Origin of the sequence: Candidatus Accumulibacter cognatus, assembly GCF_000584975.1 — a bacterium.
Classification (GTDB): Bacteria; Pseudomonadota; Gammaproteobacteria; order Burkholderiales; family Rhodocyclaceae; genus Accumulibacter; species Accumulibacter cognatus.
Map to the genome: position 1 here is coordinate 1 of NZ_JDST02000054.1, position 25405 is coordinate 25405.

Annotated in this window: 25 protein-coding genes; 14 read left to right on the forward strand and 11 right to left on the reverse strand. The window is 62.4% G+C overall.

Features of this window, described 5'->3' with window-relative positions:
* Positions 1-166 precede the first annotated feature (166 nt).
* Positions 167-589 (reverse strand): hypothetical protein, encoded by a 423-nt coding sequence (locus AW06_RS10595; protein ID WP_034949580.1) that lies wholly within the window; start codon positions 587-589, stop codon positions 167-169.
* 284 nt (positions 590-873) lie between these two features.
* Between AW06_RS10595 and AW06_RS10600 the strand changes: the two genes are divergently transcribed.
* From AW06_RS10600 to AW06_RS10630, 7 genes are all read left to right on the forward strand, one after another.
* Positions 874-2154 carry an extracellular solute-binding protein gene (locus AW06_RS10600; protein WP_273704601.1) on the forward strand — a complete coding sequence of 427 codons (1281 nt, stop codon included), beginning with the start codon at positions 874-876 and terminating at the stop codon, positions 2152-2154.
* A complete protein-coding gene (ugpQ, locus tag AW06_RS10605) occupies positions 2151-2894 on the forward strand; it encodes a glycerophosphodiester phosphodiesterase (protein ID WP_034949581.1) in 744 nt (247 codons plus the stop codon). The genes AW06_RS10600 and ugpQ overlap by 4 nt, the downstream gene beginning before the upstream one ends.
* A 103-nt stretch (positions 2895-2997) precedes the next feature.
* The gene (gene alaS / locus AW06_RS10610) at positions 2998-5619 is read left to right on the forward strand and encodes an alanine--tRNA ligase (protein ID WP_034949583.1); all 2622 of its coding nucleotides are present in this window, start codon (positions 2998-3000) and stop codon (positions 5617-5619) included.
* A gap of 32 nt (positions 5620-5651) precedes the next feature.
* The gene (locus AW06_RS10615; protein WP_034949584.1) at positions 5652-5873 is read left to right on the forward strand and encodes a hypothetical protein; all 222 of its coding nucleotides are present in this window, start codon (positions 5652-5654) and stop codon (positions 5871-5873) included.
* Positions 5874-6109: 236 nt separating this feature from the next.
* Positions 6110-6262 carry a PIN domain-containing protein gene (locus tag AW06_RS20390; RefSeq protein WP_171047378.1) on the forward strand — a complete coding sequence of 51 codons (153 nt, stop codon included), beginning with the start codon at positions 6110-6112 and terminating at the stop codon, positions 6260-6262.
* 26 nt (positions 6263-6288) lie between these two features.
* Positions 6289-7323, forward strand: coding sequence for a low specificity L-threonine aldolase (locus AW06_RS10625; protein ID WP_034949621.1), 1035 nt, complete (start codon positions 6289-6291; stop codon positions 7321-7323).
* Positions 7320-7808: an NUDIX domain-containing protein gene (locus AW06_RS10630; protein ID WP_034949586.1), complete on the forward strand. Its 489-nt coding sequence runs from the start codon at positions 7320-7322 to the stop codon at positions 7806-7808. Before AW06_RS10625 ends, AW06_RS10630 begins: the two co-directional genes overlap by 4 nt.
* A 1-nt stretch (position 7809) precedes the next feature.
* On the opposite strand, the gene AW06_RS10635 is transcribed toward AW06_RS10630, so the two are convergent.
* The 7 genes from AW06_RS10635 to AW06_RS10665 form a co-directional block, all read right to left on the reverse strand.
* Positions 7810-9060, reverse strand: coding sequence for an EAL domain-containing protein (locus AW06_RS10635; protein ID WP_034949589.1), 1251 nt, complete (start codon positions 9058-9060; stop codon positions 7810-7812).
* Positions 9061-9073: 13 nt separating this feature from the next.
* Complete coding sequence (locus AW06_RS10640; protein ID WP_034949591.1) at positions 9074-10453, reverse strand: phosphomannomutase/phosphoglucomutase; 1380 nt, start codon at positions 10451-10453, stop codon at positions 9074-9076.
* A gap of 1 nt (position 10454) precedes the next feature.
* Positions 10455-11420 carry a hydrolase gene (locus AW06_RS10645; RefSeq protein ID WP_034949593.1) on the reverse strand — a complete coding sequence of 322 codons (966 nt, stop codon included), beginning with the start codon at positions 11418-11420 and terminating at the stop codon, positions 10455-10457.
* The gene (locus AW06_RS10650; protein WP_273704602.1) at positions 11417-11866 is read right to left on the reverse strand and encodes a nuclear transport factor 2 family protein; all 450 of its coding nucleotides are present in this window, start codon (positions 11864-11866) and stop codon (positions 11417-11419) included. Before AW06_RS10650 ends, AW06_RS10645 begins: the two co-directional genes overlap by 4 nt.
* Positions 11863-12879, reverse strand: coding sequence for a lipopolysaccharide heptosyltransferase II (gene waaF / locus AW06_RS10655; protein WP_034949595.1), 1017 nt, complete (start codon positions 12877-12879; stop codon positions 11863-11865). The genes AW06_RS10650 and waaF overlap by 4 nt, the downstream gene beginning before the upstream one ends.
* 21 nt (positions 12880-12900) lie before the next feature.
* Positions 12901-13098 carry a zinc-finger domain-containing protein gene (locus AW06_RS20395; RefSeq protein WP_138678566.1) on the reverse strand — a complete coding sequence of 66 codons (198 nt, stop codon included), beginning with the start codon at positions 13096-13098 and terminating at the stop codon, positions 12901-12903.
* Between the two features lie 140 nt (positions 13099-13238).
* Positions 13239-14159, reverse strand: a complete 921-nt coding sequence (locus AW06_RS10665) for a branched-chain amino acid transaminase (RefSeq protein ID WP_034949600.1) — start codon at positions 14157-14159, stop codon at positions 13239-13241.
* A 105-nt stretch (positions 14160-14264) separates the two neighbouring features.
* Here AW06_RS10665 and AW06_RS10670 point away from each other — a divergent pair, with 105 nt between their 5' ends.
* From AW06_RS10670 to AW06_RS10690, 5 genes are all read left to right on the forward strand, one after another.
* Positions 14265-14720 (forward strand): NUDIX hydrolase, encoded by a 456-nt coding sequence (locus AW06_RS10670; protein ID WP_034949602.1) that lies wholly within the window; start codon positions 14265-14267, stop codon positions 14718-14720.
* Entirely contained in the window at positions 14720-15337 is a 618-nt protein-coding gene (locus tag AW06_RS10675; RefSeq protein WP_273704603.1) for a hypothetical protein, read from the forward strand. Before AW06_RS10670 ends, AW06_RS10675 begins: the two co-directional genes overlap by 1 nt.
* A 141-nt stretch (positions 15338-15478) precedes the next feature.
* Positions 15479-16579 (forward strand): tRNA 2-thiouridine(34) synthase MnmA, encoded by a 1101-nt coding sequence (gene mnmA / locus AW06_RS10680; RefSeq protein WP_034949605.1) that lies wholly within the window; start codon positions 15479-15481, stop codon positions 16577-16579.
* A 415-nt stretch (positions 16580-16994) separates the two neighbouring features.
* On the forward strand, positions 16995-17306 hold the full coding sequence (locus tag AW06_RS10685; RefSeq protein WP_034949609.1) for an RNA-binding protein: 312 nt from the start codon (positions 16995-16997) through the stop codon (positions 17304-17306).
* A gap of 41 nt (positions 17307-17347) precedes the next feature.
* Positions 17348-18532 carry a hypothetical protein gene (locus AW06_RS10690; protein WP_034949611.1) on the forward strand — a complete coding sequence of 395 codons (1185 nt, stop codon included), beginning with the start codon at positions 17348-17350 and terminating at the stop codon, positions 18530-18532.
* Positions 18533-18560: 28 nt separating this feature from the next.
* Here the strand turns inward: AW06_RS10690 and AW06_RS10695 are convergent, their stop codons facing one another.
* Together AW06_RS10695 and AW06_RS10700 are read right to left on the reverse strand one after the other, a co-directional pair.
* Positions 18561-19772, reverse strand: a complete 1212-nt coding sequence (locus AW06_RS10695; RefSeq protein WP_034949612.1) for an ABC transporter permease — start codon at positions 19770-19772, stop codon at positions 18561-18563.
* Between the two features lie 28 nt (positions 19773-19800).
* The gene (locus AW06_RS10700; RefSeq protein WP_273704604.1) at positions 19801-21021 is read right to left on the reverse strand and encodes an FtsX-like permease family protein; all 1221 of its coding nucleotides are present in this window, start codon (positions 21019-21021) and stop codon (positions 19801-19803) included.
* 126 nt (positions 21022-21147) lie between these two features.
* Between AW06_RS10700 and AW06_RS10705 the strand changes: the two genes are divergently transcribed.
* Entirely contained in the window at positions 21148-22824 is a 1677-nt protein-coding gene (locus AW06_RS10705; protein ID WP_273704605.1) for an FAD-binding oxidoreductase, read from the forward strand.
* Between the two features lie 103 nt (positions 22825-22927).
* Here AW06_RS10705 and AW06_RS10710 read toward each other — a convergent pair whose 3' ends face one another.
* Entirely contained in the window at positions 22928-23920 is a 993-nt protein-coding gene (locus AW06_RS10710) for a PEP-CTERM sorting domain-containing protein (RefSeq protein ID WP_034949617.1), read from the reverse strand.
* Between the two features lie 377 nt (positions 23921-24297).
* On the opposite strand from AW06_RS10710, the gene AW06_RS10715 reads away from it, so the two are divergent.
* Positions 24298-25152, forward strand: a complete 855-nt coding sequence (locus AW06_RS10715; protein WP_337958505.1) for an Rpn family recombination-promoting nuclease/putative transposase — start codon at positions 24298-24300, stop codon at positions 25150-25152.
* The last annotated feature ends 253 nt before the right edge of the window (positions 25153-25405 follow it).

Below are 25405 nucleotides of genomic sequence, written 5' to 3' on the forward strand. Positions count from 1 at the left end.
CGGGGCAAGCGGGGCAAGCGGAGCAAGCGGGAAACGCGGCAATCCGTGCCGGCAGTAGCTGCCCGGAGGCCCGGATGCGAGGGTGGCTCACCCCTGCCAAGGCCCGTGCCCTGTCAGACCCTTCTCCCAGGTTCTGGGTTCGTGAGCCGCTGACGCGACCCTGACCTCAATGCGAGCTGCCTTCCTTCTGATTCCCCTTGGTGTCCGCCGCCGTCTCCTCGGCGACCGGCGCCGCCGGCTTCTTCTCCGCCGGCTTCTTCGTTTTGGTGCCGGGGGGCTGTGGCGGCGGCAGTTGAGGCTCGACCGTTTCCAGCTTGTTCTCGCGCATGTAGATATCCATGTCGCGCCAGCCTTCATAGACCGCGGCTTTCGGCAACCAGGAATAGATCGAATAACAATCCTCGATGGCACGTCCCGATTGCCGGCAGGCACCGCCGACCGCTTTCCCCTCGGCCTCGTCGCGGGCCAGCTTGGCTGCCGGTGCCTCGAGGCCGAGCTTCTGCTGGACGGCATCGCAGCCGCTCAGCGCGAGCAGCAGCGAGCCGGTGATCAGGAGGCTGCGCAGCGGGCGGGGTGCTGGGTCGGACATGGCGTTTTCTGGGGGAAGGAATGTGGCATACAGGTTGGTATACAGGACAGGATGGTATACAGGACTGGATGCCGCATTGTAACCACAGTCGGAGCTGCCTGGGGGTGAATGGCCTGCTGGCAGGGCATGGACAGCCGGATCTCCGGCCGACACCCTGCCTTGTCCGCGGCAGGGCTTGCCTGCCGTTTCGGCCGTCACAGGCCATCCCGGCTGGAGGATTAGGTTCGGATCGGTGCTCGCAACCACTATAATCACGTTCTTTTTTCCTACATGGAAGGATCGGCATGCATTTACTCAGAATTCTCCCGGCGGCATTGGCCTTTGCCCTGGCGGCGCCCTTTTCTTCGTTGACGGCTGCGGCGCCAACCACTCTCGACCTTTCGCATCAGCTCGACGAAGAACGTGCAGAGCGACTCGAGAAACTGATCGAACGCTTCAACTCGCGGCAGAAGGACTATGAGGTCAAGCTGGTGCGCCGCGTTCAGGGCGATCCGCCCAAGGACCTCAACCTGGTGACGCGCGAGGAGCAGGCGCGCTTCGTCGCTGCGAAGGCGAATTTCAAGCCCCTGCATCAGGTGATGAAGGAGGCGAATATGCCCTTCGAGGCCGGCAAACTGGCGCCGGAACTGCGCGTCGGCCTGGGTGATGCCAAGGGCGAACTCTTTGCCTTGCCGATCGGGCTGTCGACGCCGGTGTTGTTCATCAACAAGGCGGCCTTCCGCAAGGCCGGACTCGATCCCGAAAAACCGCCGAAAACCTGGGCGGAGATGCTGAAAGCCGCCGACAAGCTGTTCGACGCCGGCAGCACCTGTCCCTACACCACTTCCTGGCCGTCCTGGGTGCATATCGACAACCTGAGTTCCTGGAACGGCGTCGAGGTATCCGACGCGAAGGGTCGCCTGAACTTCAACGGCCTGGTCCAGGTCAAGCACACGGCGATGCTGACCACCTGGGCGAAGGCCCGTTTCTTCATCTATTTCGGCCGCCGCGACGAGGCCGACAATCGCTTTGCCGCGGGGGAATGCGGCATGCTGACCAGTTCGTCCTCGCTCTACGGCCCGCTGCATGAGAGCCGCAAGGTCGAGGTCGGCGTTTCGTCGCTGCCGTATCACGACGATGTGCCGGGAGCGCCGCAGCAGACGATGGCCGGAGGTTACTCGCTGTGGGTCGGCGCCGGCCAGAAGCCGGCCGAGTACAAGGGGGTGGCGCAGTTCGTGAGTTTCCTGATGGAGCCCGAGCTGCAGGTCGAGTTCAGTGCGGAGGCCGGCTTCCTGCCGATGACGCCGGCGGCGCGTGCCGCCGCGGGCAGCAAGCTGTTGAAGGCCGATACCGCTGGCCTCAATGTCGCTTACGCGCAGTTGCAGGGACCAGGCGCGCTGCGTGCGCTGCGCGTTTCCGAGAACGAGCGGGTGCGGATCATCGCCGAGGAGGAACTCGAAGCCGCCTGGACTGGCAAGATACCGGCCAAACAGGCGCTCGACAACGCTGTCCAGCGGGGCAATCTCGTCCTCTCCGGAGCGTCAAAGGCCCCCGCACCGGCGGCGGCACCACCCCGGAAGAAGTGATTGCTCCACGCCTCGGCTGGCGCTTGCCGCACGTTTTCGCGCACCGCTGCGGGGGGGCGCTGGCGCCGGAGAACACGCTGGCCGGTTTGCGCATCGCCGCCCGCCTGGGCCTGCGGGCGGTCGAATTCGACGTGATGCTGTCGGCCGACGCCTCGCCGTGGCTGCTGCACGACGAAACGCTTGCCCGCACGACGAACGGCGCCGGCCGGGTGTGCGAGACTTCCGATGCCGAACTGTCGGTCCTCGATGCCGGCATTCGCCAGCACCCGGCGTTTGCCGGCGAACCGCTGCCGACGCTGGCCTCGGCAGCCCTCGTCTGCAGGCAACTGGGTCTGCTGGCCAATGTCGAGATCAAACCGGCCGCCGGTTTCGATGCCCTGACCGGCGAGGTCGTCGCGCGCGCGGTGCGTGCGCTGTGGGCCGGCGCGGCGCTGCCGCTGCTCTCGTCGTTTTCCGAAACGGCCCTGGCGGCGGCGCGGGCGGCCGTCCCGGAACTGCCGCTCGGCATGCTTCATGAACGTCCGCCGGCGGACTGGCGGGAACGGCTGCGGCAGCTCGCGGCAGTGACCCTGCATTGTCGCGCCGATTGCCTGGACGACGAGCTGCTGGGCGAAGCGCGCGCGCATGGCATCCCGGTGCTCTGCTACACGGTCAACGACCCGGCGCTGGCGAGCGCGCTCCATCGGCGGGGGGTGGCGGCGGTGTTCAGCGATCGCATCGATTGTGTCGCCGAGGGCTAGCGTCGTCATGTCCGCGACCTCCGGGTGATCGGGCGGCCGCGAATCCGACTTTCACGTTAAAATCGCGGCTCCTCGAACGAGCCCCACAGCGGGATGGATCATGATGACAAGCGCTGAAATCCGCGACAAGTTCCTGCAGTTCTTCGCCTCCAAAGGCCACCAGATCGTCGCCTCGAGTTCGCTGGTGCCGCATGCCGATCCGACGCTGTTGTTCACCAACGCCGGCATGAACCAGTTCAAGGACGTTTTTCTGGGTTTCGACAAGCGGCCGTACCTGCGCGCGACCACCGCGCAGAAATGCGTTCGTGCCGGCGGCAAGCACAACGACCTCGAAAACGTCGGCTACACCGCGCGTCACCACACCTTTTTCGAAATGCTCGGCAATTTCTCGTTCGGCGACTACTTCAAGCTCGACGCGATCCGCTACGCCTGGGAACTGCTGGTCGAGGTCTATGGCCTGCCCGCCGAGCGCCTGTGGGTGACGGTCTATGCCGAGGACGACGAAGCCTACGAGATCTGGACGCGGGAGATCGGCGTGCCGGCCGGGCGGGTGGTGCGCATCGGTGACAACAAGGGCGCGCGCTACGCTTCCGACAACTTCTGGATGATGGGCGACACCGGTCCCTGCGGACCCTGTACAGAAATCTTCTACGACCACGGCGAAGGCATTCCCGGTGGGCCACCGGGATCGCCCGACGAAGAGGGCGACCGTTACATCGAGATCTGGAACAACGTCTTCATGCAGTTCAACCGCGACGAGGCCGGCGTCATGCACCCGCTGCCCAAGCCGTCGGTCGATACCGGCATGGGGCTGGAGCGGACGGCAGCGGTGCTGCAGCATGTCCATAGCAATTACGAGATCGACCTGTTCGTCCGCCTGATCGCTGCCGCCGCGCGCGAGACGTCGTCCGCCGACCTCGACAGCCCCTCGCTGCGGGTGCTGGCCGATCACATCCGCGCCTGCGCCTTCCTGATCTCCGACGGGGTGATTCCCGGCAACGAGGGGCGGGGCTATGTCCTGCGGCGCATCATCCGGCGCGCCATCCGGCACGGCTACAAACTCGGCGCGCGGGCAGCCTTCTTCCACCGCATGCTGCCTGATCTGGTGGTCGAAATGGGCGCCGCCTACCCCGAACTGGCGCGCAACGAGGCGCGCGTCAGCGAGGTGCTGCGCCAGGAAGAGGGGCGTTTCTTCGAGACCATCGAGCACGGCATGAGCATCCTCGAAGGCGAGCTCGCCGCCATGCAGGGCGGGAGCGCAACCGTCTTCAACGGCAACACCGCCTTCAAGCTGCACGATACCTTCGGTTTTCCGCTCGATCTGACCGCTGACGTCTGCCGTGAACGCGGCGTCAGCGTCGATGTGGCCGCCTTTGACGCGGCGATGGCGCACCAGAAGGAACAGGCGCGCGCCGCCGGCAAGTTCAGGATGGCAGCGGCACTCGATTACCAGGGACCGGCGACGACCTTTCATGGTTACGAGGCAACCGAGTTCAACGGCAAGGTTCTGGCGCTGTACCGCGACGGCAGTCCGGTCGAGCAGCTCAGGGAAGGCGAACTCGGCGTCATCGTCCTGGACGAAACGCCGTTCTACGCCGAATCGGGCGGCCAGGTCGGCGATCGCGGCCTCCTGCAGGGCGGACAGGGGATTTTCGCGGTCGAGGACACGCAGAAGATCCAGGCCACCGTCTTTGGTCATCAGGGCGTCGTCAGGACCGGGCTGATCAGCGTTGGCGAGCAGGTTTCCGCCCGGGTGGACGGGCTGGCGCGCGCGCGCACCGTGCGCAACCACTCGGCGACGCACCTGATGCACAAGGCGCTGCGCGAGGTGCTCGGCGGCCATGTACAGCAGAAAGGCTCGCTGGTCGACGCCGAGAAAACGCGTTTCGACTTTGCGCACAACGCGCCGATGAGCGCCGACGAGATTCGTCGTGTCGAGACCATCGTCAATCACGAGATTCTTGCCAATGCCGCCGCCGAGGCACGCATCATGCCGATCGAGGAAGCGCAGCGCTCAGGGGCGATGATGCTCTTCGGCGAGAAGTACGGCGACGAAGTGCGGGTGCTGACGATCGGTTCGTCGAAGGAACTCTGCGGTGGCGTGCACGTCCGGCGCAGCGGCGACATCGGCCTGTTCAAGATCGTCGCTGAAACCGGCGTCGCCGCCGGCGTCCGCCGCGTCGAGGCGGTCACCGGTGACACCGCGCTGGCGCTCGTTCAGCAGCAGCAGGCGATGCTGGCCGATGCGGCGGCGGCGTTCAAGGTGCCGCTTGCCGAGGTGCCGGTCAAGCTCGCGCAGGTTCTCGACAATGTTCGCTCGCTGGAAAGGGATCTGGCCCGTCTCAAGGCGAAGCTCGCCTCGGCGCAAGGCGACGAGCTGCTCGCGCAGGCGGTCGAAGTCAAGGGTAGCAGGGTCGTCGCCGCGCTCATGGACGGCGCCGACGTCAACGCCTTGCGCTCGACCATCGACAAGTTGCGCGACAAGCTGCAGAGCGCCGCCGTCGTTCTGGCTTCGACCAATGACGGCAAGGTGACGCTGGTCGCCGGCGTCACCGCCGATCTGACCGGCAGGGTCAAGGCCGGCGAACTGGTGAACATGGTTGCCCGACAGCTTGGCGGCAAGGGCGGCGGTCGTGCGGACATGGCGCAGGCCGGCGGCAACGATGTGGCTGGAGTGCCGATGGCACTGGCGTCGGTGCGCGCCTGGGTAGAGCAACGCTTGTGACCCGGAACTGAAATGGCCGAATGGAGAACCGGATGAGTGCTCTTGTCATCGAGAATGTGAAAATCAGCGAACTTCCCGAGGCTTGGCGGAACAGGCTGGCGGTTCCCGAGAATGCCCGCCTCACCATTCGGATTGAGGAGCAAGCCGTCGGCGTGGCGGTAGAAGACGATCCACTGTTCGGGATGTGGCGCGACCGCGAGGATATGGCTGACGTGCAAGCTTATGTCGGCACGCTGCGTGCGCCGCGTTTCTGAGCAGCCGTGACCTTTCTGATTGACTCGGATGTGCTGATCTGGCTAACGAGAGGCCACGTCGGAGCCAAAGCCCGTCTTGACCTCATTCATCCTTGGCGGCTTTCCGTTGTGACCTACTTGGAACTGGCGCAAGGATGCCGCAGCAAGGATGAATTGCAGCGGCTCAAACGGGGGCTGGCGCAGCGGGATAGCGATGTGTTGCCGCTGACCCCGCCATCTCCAAACAGGCCACTACCTTGATCGACACCTACGCTCTATCCGGCGGCTTGCAGTTGGCCGATGCACTGATCGCAGCGACTGCCCTCGATCATGGCCTTACCCTGTTGACCGCCAACGCCAAACATTTTTCCATCATTGATGGACTGGATAGGGAACGGTTTGTTCCATGAATGCCAACCAGGGACGAAGCCCGGCGATGCAGCACTTTGCCAGTGACAACTACGCCGGCATTTGTCCGGAGGCGCTCGCCGCGCTACTGGCGGCCAACGATGGGCATGTCCGTTCGTATGGCGACGACGAGTGGACCTTGCGGGTGGCCGATCGTTTGCGCGAATTGTTCGAGACCGACTGCGACGTGTACTTCGTCTTCAACGGGACGGCGGCCAACTCGCTCGCGCTGGCGGCACTGTGCCAGCCTTACCACAGCGTGATCTGCCATCAACTGGCGCATGTTGACACCGACGAATGTGGGGCGCCGCAGTTCTTCTCCAATGGCGCCACGCTGTTGGCGGTGGCCGGCGAGCAGGGCAAGCTGACGCCGGAGGCGATTGTCGAAGTCGTGACCCGGCGCAGTGACATCCACTATCCCAAGCCGAAGGTGGTGACCCTGACACAGGCAACCGAGGTCGGCACCGTGTATCGTCCCGACGAACTGCGGGCGATCGCCGATACGGCACGCGCGCATGGCCTGCGCGTGCACATGGACGGCGCCCGCTTTGCCAATGCCGTCGCCGGTCTCGGTCTGAGTCCGGCGGAAGTGAGCTGGCGGGCCGGCGTCGATGTGCTGTGCTTCGGCGGCACCAAGATGGGCCTGCCGGTCGGCGAGGCCGTCGTCTTTTTCGACCGAAAGCTGTCGGACGATTTTTCCTATCGCTGCAAACAGGCCGGCCAACTGGCGTCGAAGATGCGCTTCCTTTCCGCTCCCTGGCTCGGCATCCTCGAAAACGGTGCCTGGTTGCGGCACGCCGCGCACGCCAATGCGATGGCGCGGCGTCTGGCGGCCGGTCTGGCTGAAGGCACCGGCCTGCCGGCGCTGTTCCCGGTGCAGGCCAACGGTGTCTTTGTGCGCCTGCCCGGCCGTATCGAGGCCGGCCTGCGCGCGCGCGGCTGGTTGTTCTACAACTTCATCGCCGCCGGCGGCGCGCGTTTCATGTGTGGCTGGGATACCGCGCCGGAGACCGTCGATCGTCTGCTCGCCGACATCCGCGAGTTGGCGGCGGAGTCCGCTTGAGCTCCTGGCGTTTCTGTCCGCTCTGCGGTGCCGGACTGGAGATGCGTGCGGTCGGCGGTCTGCCGCGGAGCCATTGCCGTGCCGACTGCGGTTTCGTTCATTGGGACAATCCGGCACCGGTGCTGGCGGCGCTGGTCGAATACCGGGAGCAGATCGTGCTGGCGCGCAACCACGCCTGGACGGCCGGCGCTTTCGGCCTGATCACGGGTTTTCTCGAGCGCGACGAAGCGCCGGCCGCCGGCGTTGCGCGCGAGGTCAAGGAAGAACTCGGCCTCGACGCCACGGCGGTGACGCTGATTGGCGTCTATCCGTTTGCGCGCAAACACGAAGTGATCATTGCCTACCATGTACTCGCTGAAGGCGAGATCCGGCTGAACGAGGAACTTGCCGAGATCCGGCTGATCGCCCCAGAAAAGCTCAAGGCCTGGGACTTTGGGACTGGCCTGGCGGTCAGCGACTGGCTGGCTCGGCGAGGGGTCGGATGAGCTACTCGCTGCCGCCGTTCAACCAGCGCAGCGCGATGCTCAGGCAGGTATTCAGGGTTTGATGGTCGAAGTGGCCGGGCAGGGTTGACAGCAGCCGGTCACAGCCCGGTGCATCGTCGTTGTCGAAGCTTTCGAGCAGGGCCAGGATGTTTCCGAGCAGACCGCCATGCTCGCAGAGCGCGTTGCGAACGTCACGTTCGACGGCAATCTGTTCGAGGATTTCCTCGATCGGCAGACCGAGCGCAACCGGCATCATCGACAGGATGCCGGTGATGAAAGCCAGTTCGCTCAAGTGTCGGTGATTGCCTTGCAGACCAGGCTCGATCAACAATTCCATCATCCGGCCGCGCAGGGCGGCCACTTGCAGCAGGGGTGAGCGGGAAGGGTCGGCCGCCTGGCCGGGGGGGGCCAGCAGCAGCAGCGACAGCCAGCGCTGCAACTGGCGGCGTCCGAACAGGGTAATCGCATGCCGCAGCGAGGTCACCGGCTGCGCGAGGCGGCTACCTCGACATCCGACCGTGTTGACCACCCGCAGCAGGTTGAGCGTCAGCGCGGGCTCGTGCTTGAAGGCATCCTCGATCAGCGCGGTCTCGACATCACGCCCGACGAGGTTGACCAGTTGAATCAGTGCCGCCTGCGAGGCCGAGAGGCGGCGACCACTGACGATTTCGGCCTGCGCGAAGTAGCGACCCTGAAATAGTTCAAAGCCGAGGCTGCGACAATGCTCCATCTGCTCGCTGCTGCCCACACCCTGCGCCAGCAGCGTGATCGGCAGCTTGCGCAGCGAGCCGGCGAGATCCCGGAGTTGGCTGGCGTCGGCAGCGTCAACATCGATCTTGATGACTCCGACCATCGGCAACAGCGGTCGACTGCGGTCGTCGATGCCTCGGTAGTCGGGCAGTGCCAGCGTATAGCCGCGTGCGCGCAGGCTCTGGCAACGCGTCAGTGTTGCCCTGTCGGCGGCGCCGTCGAGCAACAGTTCGAGGACCACGCCGGCCGGCGGCAGCAATTCGATCGCCTCCTGTTGCAGAAATTCGGTGTCGATGCCAATGAATGCACAACTGTGACCGAGCGCACTCTGCATGCCCAGTTCGGAATAGGCAGCGCATAGCGCGGCAGCCGCACCGGCGGGGGGCGCGGTCATCGCGGCGCTGCTTCCGAATGATAGCTGGTAGCCGGCGAGTTCCTGCTGCCGGTTGAGAATCGGCTGCCGGAACAGAAAGGCGTTCTTGAGCGATTGATGGTCTGTCATCGGGGCTTGCACGTCAGAACGGCAGCACCAGGCCGGGGCGGGTGGTATTGAGGACGCGGCGGAAATCACCCTGAATACGTTCCAAAGCTTCTTTGTCGTCGGCTTCGAAACGGAGCACGACCACCGGTGTGGTATTCGACGGCCGCGCCAGTCCGAAGCCATCCGCGTACTCGACGCGCAGGCCATCGATGGTGATGATCTCGCGTGCCCCCTCGAAGTGTGCCTGTCGCCGCAGTTCGTCGATCAGCGCCAGGGGCTCGCCTTCCTGCATGGCGATGTTCAGTTCCGGCGTTGAGCTGCTGTCGGGCAGCGCCTTCAGCACGGTGTTGGCATCGACTGCGCGGGCGAGGATCTCGAGCAGTCGGGCACCCGCGTAGAGGCCATCGTCGAAGCCGAACCAGCGTTCCTTGAAGAACATGTGGCCGCTCATTTCGCCGGCCAGCGGCGCACCGGTTTCCTTGAGTTTGGCTTTGACCAGCGCGTGTCCGGTTTTCCACATCAGCGGTTCGCCGCCATGCTGGCGAATCCATGGCGCCAGCCGGCGCGTGCATTTGACATCATAGATGATCGCCTGTCCTGGACAGCGGCCGAGCACGTCGGCGGCAAAGAGCATCAGTTGGCGATCGGGGTAGATGATCTCGCCATCGCAGGTGACGACGCCGAGGCGGTCACCATCGCCGTCGAAAGCGAGTCCAAGTTCGGCGCCGCTGCGGCCGAGCGCTTCGATGAGGTCCCGAAGGTTCTCGGGTTTCGACGGATCGGGGTGGTGGTTCGGGAAATGCCCATCCACCTCACAGAACAGTTCGACCAGCTCACATCCGAGTGCGCGAAAGAGCTGCGGGGCGATGCCTCCAGCGACGCCGTTGCCGCAGTCGATGACGATCTTCAGCGGGCGTGCCAGGCGAACGTCGCTGGTGATGCGCGCGAGGTAGGCAGGACGAACGTCGGCGCTGCGGGACTGGCCAGCCGCGTGGTGGAGCCGGCCGGCGTCGACGCGTTGCCGGATCTCCTGAATGGTTTCGCCGGCCAGGGTTTCACCGCCGATGACCATTTTCAGACCATTATAATCGGGCGGATTATGGCTGCCGGTGACGGCCACGCAGCTCTGGCAACCGAGTTCATGCGCCGCGAAGTAGACCACCGGCGTCGGCACGCAGCCGACGTCGATGCTGTCGATGCCGGCCATGCGGATGCCTTCCATCAGTGCCGCCGATAGTTCCGGTCCGGACAGGCGTCCATCACGGCCCACCGCAATCGCGCGTTGGCCACGCTCGACGGCCAGGGAACCGAGGCCATGGCCGATGCGCCGGACAATGTCCGCGGTCAGGGTCTTGCCGACGATACCGCGAATGTCGTAGGCCTTGAAGATTTCGGCGGGCAGGGGAGTAGGCATGTCAAACCTCATGCTGAAAATAGTCAAGAATGCGCTGTGGCAGCCAGTCGAGCCGTCCCGGCAGGGGACCGGTGACAAAACCCACATGACCCCCCTGACGCGGGAATTCAATCTGCACACTGGCCGCGACCTGGTGGACAGTGGGGAGCGTCTGTGCCGGCAGGAAGGGGTCATTCTGGGCATTGAGCAGCAGCGTTGGCAGCCGGATGCCGGGTAGCCAGGGTTTGCTCGATGCCCTTCGCCAATAGTCGTCGGCACCGGCAAAACCGTGCAGCGGCGCCGTGACGATCTCGTCGAATTCATGGAGGTTGCGGGCCGCGCGCATCCGCCGTTCGTCAAACAGGCCAGGATAGCGGCGCAGTTTGTCAGCTGCATGACGCTTGAGGGTGTACAGGAAGTGCCGGGTGTAGAGGCGGTTGAATCCGCTGGCCAGGGCGTGACCGCAAGCGGCGAGGTCGAGCGGTGCACTGATCGCGGCCGCCGCCCGCAGGGTATCGGTGGCAGCCTTCTCGCGTTCGCCGAGCCATTTCAGCAGGGCGTTGCCGCCCAGCGAAACGCCAACCGCGTAGCGTGGGTAACCTGGAAAAGATGCTTGCAGACGCCGCAGGATCCAGTCGATCTCGTCGCTGTCGCCGGAGTGGTAGGCGCGCGGCAGGCGATTGCTTTCGCCCGAACATCCCCGGAAATTCACCACCACGCCTGCCCAGCCAATGCCCGTGACAGCGTGCATCAGGGTGCTTGCGTAGTGACTGCCGGAACTGCCTTCCAGACCATGAAAAAGCACCAGCAAGGGGCGACCATCCAGGGTGGACGATGGCACCAGGTTCCAGTCGAGGTCGATGAAGTCACCATCCGGCGTCTCCCAGCGTTGCCGGTGGTAGGGCAGGGGGGTGGGTCGGATCAGCAGGGGGTAGAGGGTCTGGGCGTGGCCGCCTGGTAGCCAGCCTGGCGCACGGTAGGAACTCAATGCAGTGTCCGCGGCGTTTTCGTGCTGCCTTCGTCGGCGCTGTCGCTGTTCGCCAGGTTCCGGTCGGCTGCGGTCGATGAGTGGTGCGAAAGCAGGCGCCAGCCATTGGCACCGCGCTGGAAAACATTGGTCGCCAGCATCGGCCCGTGCGGTTTGCGCTCTTCACCGATGTAGAGCGTTTCGACGACATTGTGCACCGACAGGAGCATGCCGTTCCAGCGAATGCCGCGCGACAGGCGCACCATCAGGCGCGGGTTGTTGGCGAAAATGCTGCGCCAGCTTTCGCGGATCGCATCGGCACCGGTCAGGCGCTGGCCGGTCGGGTGAATGCAGACGATTTCTTCATCATCGGCCCAGACACTCATCAGGGCGACCAGGTCGGCACGTGCAATGGCCTCGTAGAAGGCTGTTTCGACGTCCTCCGGGGTGGCAAAAATGGTGATCATGCCAGGGCCTTGCTCAGGCAGGCATCGAGAACACGCTGCGGGTCGAGCTTGTTCAGGCAGTCGAGATGGCCCAGTGGACAACTGCGCTGGAAGCAGGGGCTGCAGTCGAGATGCAGGCTGATGACCTTCGCTCGAACCGAAAGCGGTGGGGTGAAGCCGGGTGATGAGGAGCCATAGAGGGCAACCAGCGGTCGATCAAGGGCGGCGGCAAGGTGCATCAGGCCCGAATCGTTGCAGACGACAAACTCTGCGGCAGCCAGCAGATCGATGGCCTGGGTCAGGGTGGTGGCACCACAGAGGTTGTGGGGCCGCCTGGTCAGGTCGGTACGGTTGATGATCTGGTCGGCGATCGCCCGGTCTTTCTGTGAACCGAGTAGCCAGACCGCGTAGCCCTGATCTGCCAGCACATTGGCGACGGCGGCGAAATGCTTTGCCGGCCAGCGCTTGGCCGGGCCATATTCGGCACCGGGGCAGAATATGGCCAGCTTTTCAGGCAGTGCGATGCCAAGCGACGCCAGTGTGGCGGCGCGTTGCAAACTGTCGGACTGCAGGCGTGGCCGCGGTAGCGGTCTTGGTAGTGCGGTTCCGGGCGCTTCGGCAAGTTGCGCGAAGCGTTCGACCATCAGCGGCAGTTGCGCCTTGTTCAGCGTGTGTCGGCGATTGATCAGCCCGTAGCGGCTTTCCCCCACGAAACCGATGCGCTCGGGAATATCGGCAAAAAACGGAATCAGTGCCGATTTGATCGAATTCGGCAGAATGTAGGCACGCTGGTAGCCGCACTTCGCCAATTGGTGAGCCAGTCGGTGCCGCGCTTTCAGAGAGAGATCGCCGTGTGCGAAGGGGCTATCGATGAGTCGCGTGATCTCGGGCATCCGTTCGAGAACCGGCGCAACCCAGCGGGGTGCCAGAGCGTCGATCTGCAGGCCGGGGTTTCGCTCATGCAGGCGCATGAACAGCGGCTGCGACAGCACCGTGTCGCCAATCCAGGATGGGGCGACGATGAGTGCTTTCATGAGCAGCTATGCAGCGGCCGATCAATGGTGCGCTTTCGGCCGCTCTCCCCTGAGGACATAGTGTGCGCTGCAGTAGGGACAAACGACCTCGCCGCTATGCGTGATATCGAGATAGACGCGCGGATGCCTTGCCCACAGTGGTGCATCCTTGCCCGGGCAGTGCAAGGGGAGTTCCTGGGCGGTGACCTCGATGGGGTTCTGCAGGGTTTTCTGAGACATGATGGCTACTTTGCAAGGTTGATTTGAAAGTCGCGTCAGCGACTCACGAATCTCCCCTACCCACTTGCGGGGGAGGGGTCGAGGGAGAGGGAAACGGTCATGACTTTCAAGATCGGGGGTACCTGGAAAAGTCATGACCGTTAAACGTAGGCGAGCCAGTCTGCATGCGCTGGCATGCGGCCATTCACGCAGTCGAAGAAGAGACTCTGGATGCGGGTGGTGATCGGGCCGCGGTGGCCAGCACCGATCTGACGATTGTCGAGTTCGCGGATCGGCGTCACCTCGGCAGCCGTGCCGGTAAAGAAGGCCTCGTCGGCGCAATACACCTCGTCGCGGGTGATCCGTTTTTCGATGACCGGGATGCCCAGCTCTTCGGCGAGCTGCAGGACCGAGGCGCGCGTGATGCCCTCGAGGCAGGAGGTCAGATCCGGGGTATACAGTTTGTCCTTCTTGACGATGAACACATTCTCGCCGGCACCCTCGGCCACATAGCCGTCGACGTCGAGCAGCAGGGCTTCGTCGTAACCATCGTGCGCCACCTCCTGGTGGGCAAGGATCGAGTTGGTGTAGGTCCCGACAGACTTCGAGCGGCACATGTTGATATTCACATGGTGGCGGGTGAACGACGAGGTCTTGACACGAATGCCCTTTTCCATTCCCTCGGCACCGAGGTAGGCACCCCACGGCCAGGCAGCGATGGCCACGTGCGTACTGACTGCAGTGGCCGCGATGCCCATCGCCTCGGAGCCATAGAAGACGATCGGCCGCAGGTAGCAGGAGTCGAGCTGGTTGGCGCGCACCACTTCCTTCTGTGCTTCGAGCAGGGTTTCCTTGTCGTAAGGCATCTTCATCTGGAAGATATAGGCCGAGTTGAACAAACGGTCGGTATGTTCCTTGAGACGGAAGATGGCGGTGCCCTTTTCGGCCTTGTAGGCGCGGATGCCTTCAAAAACCCCCATGCCGTAATGTAGGGTATGCGTCAGCACATGCGTTGTGGCCTGGCGCCATGGCACCAGTTTGCCGTCGTACCAGATGAAGCCGTCGCGATCCGCCATCGACATGATGTGCTCTCCATTTGCCGGAAATCCTGAAGGGGAAATTCTAGCCGATTTCGCTCCCCGGTTGGCGGTAAAATGGCGTCTTTACTGCCCTGCAAGGCTTCTGCCATGGTCTGGAAACCCAACGTCACCGTCGCTGCGGTACTCGAACGTGATGGCCGCTTCCTGCTCGTCGAGGAGGAAACCGAATACGGAGTCTGTTACAACCAGCCGGCGGGCCACCTGGAATGCGGCGAGTCGCTGATCGATGCGGTGGTCCGCGAGACCCTTGAGGAAACGGCTTATACCCTGGCGCCGCAGTTCCTGATCGGGGTCTACAACTACCGTAACGAAACCAGGGACGTGAACTATCTGCGTTTTGCCTTCGGTGGCGAGATCACCGCACACGATTCCCGACGAGCACTCGACGAAGGTATCCTGGCGGCACACTGGCTGACGCTCGATGAAATCCGGGAACGCCAGGCGCAGCACCGCAGTCCGATGGTTCTCCTGTGCATCGAGGACTGGCTGATCGGCCGGCGCTATCCGCTCGAACTGTTGCACCAGTACACGTGCGCTGGCTGATGCCATTGATCCTGCTGGGCCTGGCTTCGGCGGTGTCGGCGGATTCGTTGAGCGTCTGCTACAACTATGGGTGTGTGGCCGAGGCCGACGTGAACTTCAGCGCCGGACAGCTGATGCAGGTGCGCGACCTGCTCGGCGTTGCCCGCAATGCCACCGAGGAGCGCGCCAGCTTGTCGCTGGCAATTGGCTGGATGCTGGGCTGGGCGGGCGAACAGACACCGATTTCGGCGGATCGCGGGGGCAACTTTGCCGATGATGGCGTCTTCGGGCGGATGGACTGCATCGATCACTCGACGACGACGACGCGCCTGCTGCGGCTGCTGGAAAGTCATCGCTGGCTGTCTTTCCACCGCGTTCTCGAGCCGGCGCGACGGGTGCTCTATCTGTTCGAATTCCATTATTCGGCGCAGATCGAGGAACTCGATCAGCTGGCGACAGAACCTGCTTCGACCGCGGAGCCAGCGCGTTATGTCGTGGATAGCTGGTTTCGCGACAACGGTCGCCCGGCAGTGGTGATGGCGCTGCCGGACTGGCTCGACGGCCAGGGTCTGGAAGAGAGTGGGGGGGTGGCGGTGGTCGCCGGCGGCCCTGGTGATGATCCGCCAGTCGAACACTAACGGTCTAACGGTCATGACTTTTCCAGGTACCCCCGATTATGAAAGTCATGACCGTTTCCCTCTCCCCCGACCCCTCTCCCCAAGTGGGGAGGGGAGATTCGTGAGTCGCTGACGCGACTTTCACATTGACAGGGTACGAAGATGAACAAGGGAAATACTGTCGTCGTTGGCTTGTCCGGTGGCGTTGATTCGTCGGTTGCCGCCTGGCTGCTCAAGCAGCAGGGATGGCATGTGGTCGGCCTGTTCATGAAGAACTGGGAGGATGACGATGGCGACGAATATTGCGCTTCGCGCCAGGACCTGATCGATGTGATCAGCGTTGCCGATACGCTCGGCATCGAGGTCGAAGTGCTGAACTTCGCGAGCGAATACAAGGAACGCGTGTTTGCGCACTTTCTGAAGGAATACCAGGCGGGCCGCACGCCGAATCCGGACGTGTTGTGCAACCCGGAGATCAAGTTCAGCGCTTTTCTCGAGTACGCGCTGGAGATTGGTGCGCAGCGTATCGCCACCGGCCATTACGCCGGCGTGCGCGAGTTCCAGGGCGCCTGGCAGTTGCTCAAGGCCGAGGATGGGACCAAGGACCAGAGCTATTTCCTGTACCGGCTCAATCAGCAGCAACTGGCGAAGACGTTGTTCCCCCTGGCCGGCCTGTACAAGCGGGACGTTCGCAAGATTGCCGAGGCGGCCGGTCTGCATGTCGCGCTGAAGAAGGATTCTACCGGTATCTGTTTTATCGGTGAGCGGCCGTTCAAGGATTTCCTGATGCGTTATCTGCCCAAAAGCCAGGGCGAGATCCGTTGCCTCGACGACGACCGGGTGCTTGGCGAACACGACGGGGTGGCCTACCACACGATCGGTCAGCGCAAGGGTTTGCACATCGGCGGTGTCAGGGGGGGCAAGACCGGCGACCACGGCGACCATGATGCCTGGTTCGTGGCCCGCAAGGATGTGGCCGAAAACATCCTCTATGTCGTGCAGGGGCATGACCATCCAGCGTTGCTGGCCGACGAAGTGAGCGCCTGGGATTTGTCCTGGGTGGCCGGTGAAGCACCGCATACACACTGGGTGTATACCGCTAAGACACGCTACCGGCAGGCCGATGCCGCCTGCGAGATTGAGCGGGTCGGCGCCGACGCCTGCCTGATCCGCTTCGCCGAGCCGCAGTGGGCGATCACGCCGGGGCAGTCGGTGGTGGTCTATGAAAGTCGCGTTTGTCTCGGGGGAGGGGTGATCGCCTGAGAGGTTGTGAAGAAATCGTCGCGAGCAGGCCGAGATGCAAGGCGCGAGGGAGCGAACGACGAGACATATCAAGTGGATAGGCGAGGAGTGAGCGACTGAGCAACGCAGCAGATCGGTCGCGCAGTAGATTTATTCACAACCGCTGGGCCGTGCCTCCGTGCAACGGAAAACATGGGGGCTGCCTGCCGATGCCATCCTGACAAGAGTCACAAAGGACTTCGACCAATCGCAGCCAAACGACATAGAGACGAAAAACTGGTAGACTGAAATCCGCCTCCCTTGGAAGACGAATCAACGAGGGGGACTGGGTCCGCGCTACATCCAATCATTCCATGGGCGGTCGTTCTACGCCCTGGCTGTGCAGGTGGGCGGGTGTTCATACTACAGGTCTTGTACGCCGGGGCCATGGATCCCGATGGCAGGCAAAGTCGATTTCAGCGAGATTGCATGGGAGTTGGATATGGCAACCATTTTCATCAGCAGCCTTCCCTTTCGAGCAGATGAAGCGTTTATCCGCAATCTGTTCAGCCCCTATGGTCGGGTCGTGTCGGTTGATCTGCATGCGGACTGGGTGAATCCGACCCATGAGCCTTATGCCTATGTCGATTTGGAAACGTCCGATCCAAAATTGGCGGTAGACGCCCTGGATGGCCAAAAATTTGGCCAGAACCATATCCGTGTCCATGAACGGGTTATCCTGCCGACTTCGGCTGTCAAGACCGTCTGACCTCGCTCTCGTCCCACAACTCATTCTTTCGGAGTGACCCCATGGCCAAGGATATCGACCAACAAATCCTCAATGACCTGCGCCAGTTCGATTTCGTTGCACAGAACATCTGGCCAAAATTGCGCGGCCTGTTCAAGCACTCGATCGCGGCACGTTGCAGCCAATGCGTCATTTCCTCACGCGTGCCCTATGTCACGCTGACCGATGGTGTCTGTAACCTGTGCCACGAGCACAACAAGTTGCGCGCCAACGACGAGGAGACCCTCTGGCAGAAGAAATACGTCGAACATCAGCGCAAGGAACTGGACCAGTTGCTGAGAAGTCATCAGGGCAAGGGCCGCGACCGTTATGACGCGTTGGTTCTGTTCAGTGGCGGCAAGGATAGCGTGTATATGCTGTCGCGCCTGCGCAAGGAATACCCCGGCCTCCGCGTTCTGCTGATGACCTGGGACAACGGCTTCTATTCCAAGTTGTCGCTGGATCGTTGCAAGGAAGTGGCTGCCAAAATGGACCTCGACCATATCGTCTACAAGCCGCGTTCGTCGGTTTACAAGACGCTTTACTGCTATACGCTGAAGAATGTCGAAATGAAGGGCAGCTATCAGACGGTCGACCGGCTCGATGGTACCCTGAATCAGATGCTGGGCTTCTATTTCGCCTACGACATGAATATTCCCCTGGTCCTGGCGGGTGTCGATTTCGCACAGGAACTGATCATGCAATTCCATTCGTATTATGTCATGCCGTTCGAGGACATGTGTTCGCGCACCCTGACTGACCGCATGGAGCGCCGGTCGGGTTTCAAGATTGCCGACATTTTTACCGAGGAAGACCAGAAACTGTTCTGGGACGGCACCGGCAAGGACCCCGATCGTGTTCCGCATTACGTGCTTCCCTTCGTTGCCTGGCGTCCCGACAAGGCGGCCATTCTGGGCGAACTCGAGCGGGAAAGCCTGATGCCGGAACGTGATTCCTCACCCATCCTGACCAATAATCAGGTGCTGTCGATCATGACCGCCATCGACATCAAGACGATCGGCTATTGCAGTTTCGAACCGGAGTTCGCCGAGATGATCCGGTTCCGGGAAAACGATCCGGTTTATTGGCGCAACGCCTTCGAGATGGCCGAGTTCGGTGCTCGCAACAAGGTATTCCTGCAACGTACGGTGACCAAAGTGCTGGGCAAGCTTGGCCTGACCTTTCAGGAGGTGGGACTCGAGGCTTAGTGTGAAAGTCGAGGGTGCTTGAGCCTGGTCAGACGTTCTGGCGCAGCGCGTCCACGACCGGAATGCGGGTCACGCGCCGTGCCGGGAAGATCGAGGCGCTCACGGTGGCGACCAGGCCGATGGTGAAGGCAAGCACGAGTTCTTGCGGTACGACCTGGATCTGCGCCATGTAGCCGACCTCGCTGCTTGGCGGGGGGGGCATGGGAATGCCGATGGCCGAGATCACCCAGGCCAGGACGACGCCGATCAGCAAGCCCGTGCTGCTGCCGATCACCCCGATCAGAACGTTCTCGGTGATCACCAGCCGGAATACGTCGATCCGGCGATTGCCCAGCGCCATCATGGTGCCGAATTCTCCGACGCGCTCGAAAGCGCTCATGTTGACGCTGTTGGCGACGCCGAGCAAGACCATGATCAGGACGATCAGGCGCAGCACGCCGAACTGCCGGTCGTAGAGGGTGACGGTCTTGTCGTAGAAATCGGTCAACTCGTTCCATTTCTTGATTTCGAACTTCTCGGCGTCGAGTTGCCGCGCGAGCAGCCCGGCGACCCGCACCGTATCGAGGGAATCCTTGAGCGAGACGACCAGGGTATTGATGCCTCGGGCATTGAGGAGTTCCTGGGCATCGGCCAGGGGAATGCGGACCGCACGCCCGTCGTAATCCCGGGAAAAGCTCCTGAACGTTCCGACGACTTCGAACTCGAGCGTGTTCAAGGCTCCGCCCGAAGTGCTCACCAGAACGATCACCCGGTCCCCGACTCCCACCTTGAACGCGTCGGCCAGGCCCTTTCCAACGATGATCTTGTACTGGTCCTGATCGTTGAGCGCGCGCCCCGATTCGATGCGGATGAACGTGCCCAGTTTACTCTCCCGGTTCGGCTCGATGCCTTCGCCGATGATTGAACGGTCGGTACGACCGGCGCTGAGCAGGCCCGAGAAGCTGACCCTGGCCATGACGTCAGCCACCTGCGGCAGCCTGGCGATCTGCCGTCGCAGCGGCTCAGGATCGTCGATCATGAATCTGTCCGGCGCCCGTGCGCCTTTTTCGAAGAACCCCTGCGCGTTGATCTGGAGGTGACCGAACTGCGAGTGAATCACTGCCTCGCGCAGCTGAATGAACATGTCCTCGATGAATCCGCCGGAAAGAACGAGGCTGATGACGCCGAAAAGGACTGCACCGAACGTCATTCCCGTACGCAGCTTGTGCCCGAGAAGATTACGGAGAGCAAGTTTGATCACTGCCTGGTCCTGATTTTGTGGGAATAGTTCAGCGGTTGAAGCGCAACGCGTCGACGATGACCATCCCCGAAGCGGTTCGTGCCGGAATGATGCTGGCGATCAGCGTCGATCCCACTGCCAGCAGAAATGCCTCGACGGCAAGCCGGCCGGTGACCATGACCTCACCCATGAATCCCCAGGACTGTCCTGGTGGCGGAGGCATGGGGATGCCGATGTAGGAGATCACCCAGGCCAGCAGGGTTCCCAATGCCAGACCCAGGAGACCGCCGACGATACCGAGCACAGCACCCTCCACGACGATCATGCGCAGGAGGTCGCGACGGGTCAGTCCGAGAGCCATGATGGTGCCGATCTCGCCCGTCCGCTCCATGACGCTCATCATCATGGTGTTGAAAATGCTCAACACGATGATCACGGCGATGATGACTCTCATCACACCCGCCTGTTTGGCGAGGAGGGACACCGCCTTGACATGGAAATCGGCCAGTTCGATCCATTCGGTAAATACCAGATTCTCGTTCGCAAAGCGCTGGCGCAGGGTCCTCAAGGTGAGACCTGCCTGCTCGGTCTCCGCCAGCAACAATGCCCAGGTGTGGGCACCATCGACTTTCAGCAGTTTTTGTGCGGTCGCCAGCGGTACCCTCAGCGCGACATCGTCGTACGCTTTCGACATCGTCGCAAAAAAACCTCGTACCCGGCACTCGACCGCATTGATGCTCCCTGTGGCCGTATTCGCCATCAGGACGACCGTATCCCCGATGTCGATACCCAGGTTGGCGGCGAGGCCCAGGCCGAGGATGATTCCGTTCGGGTCATTGGCCGACAGGTTGGCGCCCTTGGGAATCCGTAGTGAACTGCTCAGGACCTGCTCCTTGTCCGGTTCGACTCCCTCGGCAATGAAAGAGATGGTTTCGTCGCCTTTGCTCACCAGGCCGCTGAACGCCAGTCGTCTGCCGAGAACACGCAGTTCGGGGAGTCGTTCGATGGTGTTCTGTACGGGCGAACTTTTTGGCAGGAGGTAGCCAAACGGGTCCGCCGTTCCCTCTTCGAAGTACCCCTTTCGGGTCACCTGAATATGGCCATACTGGGAAGTAATGGTGGTTTCCCGATGCTTGAACATGATCCAGTCGATGAAACCGTTCGCGACGATCAGGGCGGCCACCCCGAAGGCGATGGCCGCGAGCGCAAACGCGGAGCGCCGTCGTTGTCGGGCGATGTTTCGGGCAGCCAGGAAAGCGTCGGTCAGCACCTTGGGAATTATACACTCCGATTGACGCCGCTTGATCGCGGCTCATATACTTCCTGCTCCATGACCTACAGCTCCATGGCTGGTTTTCCTACCCTCCTGGCCTTTCATCGATGAACCGAAAGTCACGTGGCTGACGACACCGCCAGTCCCCTCGTCAGTGCCTTCGATCCGCGCAGCGACCTGTCCGCTGCGCTTCGCGAGTGGCGGGAGCTGCTTGGCGAGGCCAATGTCCTGTCCGATGCCGGGACGCGGGACCATTATGCCCGCAGCACCTCGTCGTTCAGCCGGCGCCCTGCCGCCATCCTGAAACCGGGAACGCGGGACGAGGTCGTGGAAGTCGTGAGCATCGCACGCCGCTGCAGAACCCCGCTCTATCCGATCAGCACCGGCCAGAACTGGGGCTACGGCGATGCCTGCGCGGTATACGACGGGCAGGTCATTGTCGACCTCGGCCGGCTGAACCGGATCGTGCAGGTCGACAGCGAACTGGGTTACGCGGTCATCGAGCCCGGTGTGACCCAGCGGCAGCTTGCCCGCCACCTGGCCGAGCAAAACGTGCCGTTCTGGATCGATTGCACGGGCGCGGGACCGAATTCGAGCCTGATCGGCAACATCGTCGAGCGCGGCTTCGGGCACAGTCCCTACGGCAACCGCTTCCAGACGATCTCGGGAATGGAGGTCGTCCTCGGCACGGGAGATGTGCTGCGTACCGGCTTCGGGCAGTACCCGCAGGCCAGGACCACGCATCTGTACCCGTACGGCATCGGTCCTTACCTCGACGGACTCTTCACCCAGTCGAACTTCGGCATCGTCACCCGGCTCGGGCTATGGCTGCAGCCGATCCCGGAGTCTTTCTGTCCGTACATCGTGCTCTTTGCAGAAGACAAGGACCTCCTCGACGCCATTCCGCAGTTGCAGAAACTCCGGCTGAACCGGATTCTGCAGAGCGTTCCGCACATCGGCAATGACCTCCGGGCATTGGCCTCCGACGCCCCGTTCCCGCGCGACCGATTACCCGGACACGCGCGCCTGACTCCGGAAGTGAGGGCACTGCTGCGGAAAAAAGCGGGTATCGGTGCGTGGTCGATGTCAGGGGCGTTCTACGGAAGTTCACGGCAGGTGGCACTGCACAAGAAACTGCTCAAGGCGGCCCTGGCCGGGGTGAACGCCAAGGTGATCTTTCTCCCGCCCCGTATCCTGGCGGCGGGGCAGTGGTTCGCACGCCACTTCGGTCATCTCGCGCCTTTCCACGGACTGGAAAAGAAGATCCGGATCGGGGCGGCGCTTGCCGGCATGCACAGCGGCCAACCCACCGGCGCCTTCCTCCGGGGTTGCTATTGGCGCCACCAGGCGGGCGTGCCGGCGGACTTCTCCGACGATACCGATCTCGCGCGGGAGCGGATCGGCATCATGTGGATGGCGCCGATCATCCCCTTCCGACGGGAGGATCTCGCCCAGCTCAACCAGGAGATGGACGCGCTTTTCGGGCGCTTCGACTTCGACTGCCATGTCACCGTCAACATGATCAACGAGCGTGCGCTGGCGGCTGTCTACACGATCGAATACGATGCGGAGGATGAAGCGGAGACCCGGCGGGGAATCGAGTGTTATGAGGCCGGGGTGCATCGGCTGTTCGAACTGGGCTACCCCTTGTATCGTGCCTCGGTGCGCGGGATGCGGTTGCTAGCATCGCAACGGGAAGCGGGTTCCTGCGACGCGGTCGAACGGTTGAAGCGGGCGTTTGATCCGGGCGCCATCATTGCGCCCGGGCGCTACGATGGGCTGAAAGCAGGGCGCGACTAGCGACGGCGAGGCCGCCCGACGGGTGGCCGCAGGAAGAAAAAACGGCCTCCCGAAGGAGGCCGTTTTGATTGCTACCGGGCAGGGCAGTCGAAGGGGTTTACCCTCACGCCTTCGTCGAGCGGCGGCGCAGACCGACCAGGCCGACCAGGCCCGCGCCGAGCAGCGCGAGCGAACCCGGTTCCGGTACCCGTTGAGGACGGACGAAGAAGTCGGCATCGGTCACAAAGCCGCAGGTCACGTGGGCACCAGAAAGATTGGTGCACTGGGGTGCGCCAGCCACATTCCCGAATTTACCTTCATTCCCATCTCCGACCATCCCGCGGAAGGCGCCGTTGGAAATGCCGACCTGGGTAGTGTGGAACCCGGTCAACGTGTCCAGGGTCAGCACACTGTCTGTGTAAACGAAGTTGGTGTTGTTATACAGAACATCCAGGCCGCCGCCGAAATTACCGAATTGCACCGAAGTGGGAGCCAAGGTAAAGGCGGCGTTCGAGGAGCCCACCCCAAAAGCAGCAACCACGTCTGCGGTCAGATACGTATCTCCGGCAGTCCCAAGGCCGGTCGCTACACGAAGCGTTCCCTCGGACGTCACCATGCTGATCATATCCAGCATTCCCGGTCCCGTGGGGGCGTTGATGAGATTCTGGGAGAAGGGTACTGCACGGTCATAGACGCAGACCAGCGCGCCGACGCAGTTGGCGTTCCCCGTGAGGTCGGCCATCGTGTAGCCAGCTACCGTGGTTTCTCCCAGGTGCACATACTGGCGCCCGCCGTTCGGGGTAAAACTGGTAATCTGGTTGGAGATGATCCCATAGACTTGGTTGTTCGAGGGCGCTCCCGAGGGCAGGAAATTGTCGATACGGACGACGCCGATGAACACGTCGCCGATACTGATCAGACCGTCGAGATTTGCATCAATATAGGCTTCACGGTCCTGATCCTCCAGCGTGTTCAGCAAGCCGTTGGTAAGGCCGCTGTTGATCGTTGCCGCTCCAGCCGACGCGGCCAGACCGAAGCTCAACGCAATGGCTGCTCCGATCTTGCGCACCTGGGATGGCAGACGGCTCCCCTGGGTGCTTTTGGTGACTTGACTCATGGTGTGTTCCTTTCAACAATGCAGATTGAGATTAGTGCGCGTACCCCCCAGGTTCAATCAATAGCGAGGTTTCGCTGCCAATCAATAAGCAGAAACCGTGCCAGAAAATATTAATCATTTTTTTTCAAATAGTTGAGAGAATTTTTCAGATCAGTGGGAAGCGTGTGTGTAAAATATCCCGACACTTGCCACGAACGAACTGGTCCTCGTCTTACCGCTGATCAGATTTGACCATGCCCACCAATTCGACCCCCCTCGGCACACGACTCGGCTTGCAAGCTCCTGTTCTCGCGCGCCCAGGTCGTGGAGGATCTGCTGCGGGGTTTTGTCGGCGAAGACTGGGTCGAAGACCTCTGGACTTCAGCGCGCTGGAAAAAGTGGGCGGCAGCTATGTCACCGACGATCTGCGAGACCGCGTGGACGACCTGATCTGGCGTGTCCGCCGGCGGGGTGAGTGGCTCTACGTGTACCTGCTGCTCGAATTCCAGAGCACCGTAGACCCCTGGATGGCCCTGCGGATCCTGGTCTACACGGGCTTGCTCTTTCCGGACCGGATCAAGAGCGGCGAAGTTCGGCCCGGCCAGAAACTCCCGGCCGTCTTTCCCCTGCTCCTCTACCATGGGCGCAGTCGCTGGACGGCCGCGCGTGACGTCAGCGAACTCATCGAGTGGCTGCCCGGCAGCCTCAAGCGCTATCATCCGGCCCAGCGCTACTTCCTGCTGGAAGAAGCCGCGGTGAGTGAAGCGGATCTGAGCGACCCGCAAAACCCGGTCGTCAACATCATTCGCCTCGAACGGAGCGCCGTCCCGGCGGATGTCCGGCGCGCCGTATCGCAATCGCTGAAGTCCCTACCAGGACCGGCCTCTGCCAGCCTCAGACGTGCCTTCGTGGTCTGGATCAACCGCATCGTCCTCCGACGGCTGATGCCCGGACAGGAGGTACCCGAAGTGAACGAACTACAGGAGATCGACACCATGCTTGCCGAAACCGTTGCAGGATGGACCCAACAGTGGAAAGAGGAGGGTTTGCAGGAAGGTTTGCAGCAAGGCCGAAAGGAAGACCGAAAGGAAGGTGAAAGCGCCTTGTTGCTGAAGCTGCTCGAACGTCGTTTTGGCCCCTTGCCCAACTGGGTGAACGAGCGCCTTGGGCAGGCAACCTCCGAGCAACTGGAGACCGGGGGCCTCGACCTGCTGGATGCCGCCGGACTCGACGAGGTGTTCAAGGCACACTGATCGGCTTCCCTCAAAGAAGCTGTCCAGAAACTCCAGACTCTGCTGTACCGAGGCGCATCATTTTGTGGCCTTGCTCAAGCGCTGGATCATTGAACGGACCTTTGCCCGGCTCGGGTGGTCACGTCACCTTTCCAAGGATGACGAGTGGCGCCTGGGTACTGCCGAAACCAGGGTCCGCCGCTGCTGCTCACCGGATGCTCCGGCGGCTGGCCGGCTTGGTTCATGGACAGCTTCTTAGGTGATTTCCTCATTT